The 2,722-nt window shown below is 64.8% G+C and carries 6 protein-coding genes; all 6 read right to left on the bottom strand.

The genetic code is table 11. The features are described from left to right. A partial coding sequence (locus ACE4YL_RS04265) for a hypothetical protein (protein ID WP_461369272.1) occupies positions 1 to 180 on the bottom strand: 180 nt, incomplete at its 3' end. After that, positions 177 to 842 carry a hypothetical protein gene (locus ACE4YL_RS04260; protein ID WP_461369271.1) on the bottom strand — a complete coding sequence of 222 codons (666 nt, stop codon included), beginning with the start codon at positions 840 to 842 and terminating at the stop codon, positions 177 to 179. The genes ACE4YL_RS04260 and ACE4YL_RS04265, both read right to left, overlap by 4 nt. After that, positions 839 to 1,513: a phage recombination protein Bet gene (gene bet, locus ACE4YL_RS04255; protein ID WP_461369270.1), complete on the bottom strand. Its 675-nt coding sequence runs from the start codon at positions 1,511 to 1,513 to the stop codon at positions 839 to 841. Before bet ends, ACE4YL_RS04260 begins: the two co-directional genes overlap by 4 nt. Further along, positions 1,513 to 1,806, bottom strand: coding sequence for a hypothetical protein (locus ACE4YL_RS04250; protein WP_461369269.1), 294 nt, complete (start codon positions 1,804 to 1,806; stop codon positions 1,513 to 1,515). Before ACE4YL_RS04250 ends, bet begins: the two co-directional genes overlap by 1 nt. Beyond that, positions 1,803 to 2,195 carry a hypothetical protein gene (locus ACE4YL_RS04245; RefSeq protein ID WP_461369268.1) on the bottom strand — a complete coding sequence of 131 codons (393 nt, stop codon included), beginning with the start codon at positions 2,193 to 2,195 and terminating at the stop codon, positions 1,803 to 1,805. The genes ACE4YL_RS04250 and ACE4YL_RS04245 overlap by 4 nt, the downstream gene beginning before the upstream one ends. Next, on the bottom strand, positions 2,192 to 2,614 hold the full coding sequence (locus ACE4YL_RS04240; protein ID WP_461369267.1) for a hypothetical protein: 423 nt from the start codon (positions 2,612 to 2,614) through the stop codon (positions 2,192 to 2,194). The genes ACE4YL_RS04245 and ACE4YL_RS04240 overlap by 4 nt, the downstream gene beginning before the upstream one ends. Positions 2,615 to 2,722: the final 108 nt, after the last annotated feature.

The following is a 2,722-nucleotide window of genomic DNA, read 5'->3' as shown; positions in this document are numbered from 1 at the left end:
GTGCGGGCACGTCCCGTCGCCGTACGGGTAGGTGCACGGGTAAGCGTCCGCCGCGTACTCCGACAGCTCGTCATAGTGCACGCACGGACCGCTCGTCTGCGGCCGGACGATCTCAGGCTGCCGAGTCGAGGGCCCGAGCAGTTCCCGGGTCTCTTCGGGCGTCGCGAAGATAAGGATCATGCCGTCGCCTCCATGCACTTCTTGCATAGCGTTTTGCTCTGGAAGAGCTGCGAGAGTTTCGCCTGGCTCGCCGACACAGCCGCACCACAGTTCACACAGACCTCTCCGGATTGTGGTGCACCTGACACGGGGGCCTCCGGGGCTGGTGGTGCACTCGGCGCGGGATCTGGTGCAGTCGCCGCCCACCGCGCAACCCGGGTGTCGTGATCGGCCTGGAGCCGCTCAAGATCTGCTTTGAGCTTGTCGGCGTGCTGCTGCCGCGCTATATCCTCTACATCTACCGGTGGCTTGATGCACTGGGCGACGGCCGCCGCCACCTGCTCTGCCGCTGTAGGGGCTGGACCCATCGCCGGGGTCGGGGCAGCCACAGGTGGCGCGACCTTCGCAGGCTCCTTGACCGGGGCCGGAGGAGTCGGCGTTCCGACGTCCGGCACTTTGTCGAGCGGCGTCGAGGTGATCGAGGAGATCACCTGCCGCACCGTGAGCCGGTCATCGTCCGTCGCACAGTTGGTATATTTCAGGAGTTTGCGGCCGAAAATCACGACCGCGTCGTCACAGTCCCGTTCGGTCTCGATCTTCCCGGCGATCGAGAAAGTTATGGTGCTGCCGTTTTCGAGTGGGACTGAGGCGCCGAGGATGACCTCTTTCGGGGTGAAGGTCATGCCTGCACCTCCTTTTGGGCGTTCCACCACTCCGAGAAATGCTCGACGCAGAGCACTCGTTCGATGTGGGGCCGGGTTTTCTCGCGGATCTCCTCCGGCACCGGGACCCCGCAGACCTCGCAGCAGGTTGGGGTCGCCTGGGGCACCTCGCCGACGTAGCGCGGGGCGCGGTCGCCAGTGTCGATCTCTTCGGGGCTGTAGAGGCCGCTGATACTGAACGCTCTACGGAGGCACTGTGCCTCGGCGACCTTCTGGATCATGGTCCGGGGCTTATCCTTCCAGAGGTTCTTGCCGGTCGAATACTCGGAGGCGTAGACCTTGACCTCGAAGGGGTGCGACATATCCTTGCGCCACACTCTGCACCACCCGTAGAGCTGCCCCTCGGCATCCTTGTCCGCGCCCGCCTCCATCCCGTCGAATACGCCGGAGCGGTGGGCGATCGCGAGGTATCCGTCGCGGCCGCAGAAGATCTGCGCGGGGGAGTCGCCATATTTGACGAGCCAGATCTGCTTGCTGAAGGGGTCGAGTTGGTAGCGGTTGGCGAGCTCCATCATGACAAGGAACTCGTTGTCGGTCGCTCCTTTGGCGCACATATCCCGGATCAGGCGGAGTTTCTCGGGATCGTAGGTTGCCGGGGTCGCGGGAGTGGTGGTTGCGGGAAGGTCGGACATCAGGCCACCTCCACCGGCACCACCGCGATACAACCCATCTGTGTGTCGCCGAACCGAGCCTCGCCATCGAGCCCGATCAGTAGCAGGTGCTGCCTGCCGCCGCGCTCGACGCTGCCGATCTCGACATCGTCGTAGCCGCATGTCCGGAGCGCCTCCAGCGCCCGGATGACAGTCTCGATCCGATACTCGCCGACATGGTGCGGGGCGTCCCCGGGCTCGAATGCGGCGACGTAAAACGCTCCTGCCGGGGTGTCGCCGTCGGAGTACGTGCCGCAGGGGAGTGCGGGGATCATTCTCCCACCTCCATCATCCTCTGCGCAGGGTAATTCGCGGCGAGCGACCGGGACGCAACCGCGACGAACCGATCCCCTCTGGTGTCGATCATGAGGAGGAGGGCCTGCTCCGGCACCTCGTCACCGTAGGCCGCGAGCACGAAGCGACGCATCCCGATCTTCTCAGCGAGTGAGACGGCCTCGCGGAGATGCCGCATAGAGTAGCAGCCGATAATCTCCGGGGCGTCGGCAAGCACGGTTCCGGCGATAACCCCCATGCCTACGGTATCGTCTGCGTTTGCAACGACTCCCGTTAGGACGGCATCACCTATCAGATATCTCGGCCCCGTGGTACCTCTGAGGGGTTCCGCGAGCAGAGGGGTGAGGGCTCTAAAATTAGGGGCGCTCATTCCCCAGCCCCCGGGCGCACATACTCAACCGTCGCACCGAGGTCCTTGACCGCGACCTCGCAGCAGTCGTCGAACGCACCCTTGCCCAACAGAGCCTCGGCCTTGCCGATGGCGACAGTGGAGCACCGGACGAACGTCTCCGCACCGAACCGGGCGAAGAACCGCTCCGGGATCACCGTGCGCTGCTTGCGGGTGCGGATCTTGAGCCGGAACGAGCCCTGCTTGCTGATCCCCGCCGCCTTCGCCTGCGCGATCGCCTGCCGCCGCTCCTCCTCGCAGCGCTCGATCCGGCGCTTGCGGTCGATGACGTCCGGCCGCTCGTCGAACTCCTTCTGCAGGGCGGCGAGGTCCTCGCGGTACTCATCGGCCCGGATCCGGGCCATGAATGCCCGCTCCAGGAGATTGTCGTTGGAGGGCATCAGCTCATCTCCTCAGAATTGAGTTCCGCGACCAGGTTTTCTGCCGCCGCGAGATCCTCGATATACCCCCCTCGATACTCGACGTTACCGCCGTGCAGGGGTTTGTTT

The organism is Candidatus Darwinibacter acetoxidans, assembly GCF_041936445.1.
Classification (GTDB): domain Bacteria; phylum Bacillota; class Limnochordia; order Darwinibacteriales; family Darwinibacteriaceae; genus DTU010.
The sequence above is the reverse complement of the archived record's forward strand: the minus strand, read 5'-3'. Positions and strand labels throughout refer to the sequence as shown.

Coding starts and splice junctions, on each gene's coding strand:
- ACE4YL_RS04260 (WP_461369271.1), bottom strand. CDS start 842: ATGACCTTCACCCCGAAAGAGGTCATCCTCGGCGCCTCAGTCCCACTC.
- bet (WP_461369270.1), bottom strand. CDS start 1,513: ATGTCCGACCTTCCCGCAACCACCACTCCCGCGACCCCGGCAACCTAC.
- ACE4YL_RS04250 (WP_461369269.1), bottom strand. CDS start 1,806: ATGATCCCCGCACTCCCCTGCGGCACGTACTCCGACGGCGACACCCCG.
- ACE4YL_RS04245 (WP_461369268.1), bottom strand. CDS start 2,195: ATGAGCGCCCCTAATTTTAGAGCCCTCACCCCTCTGCTCGCGGAACCC.
- ACE4YL_RS04240 (WP_461369267.1), bottom strand. CDS start 2,614: ATGCCCTCCAACGACAATCTCCTGGAGCGGGCATTCATGGCCCGGATC.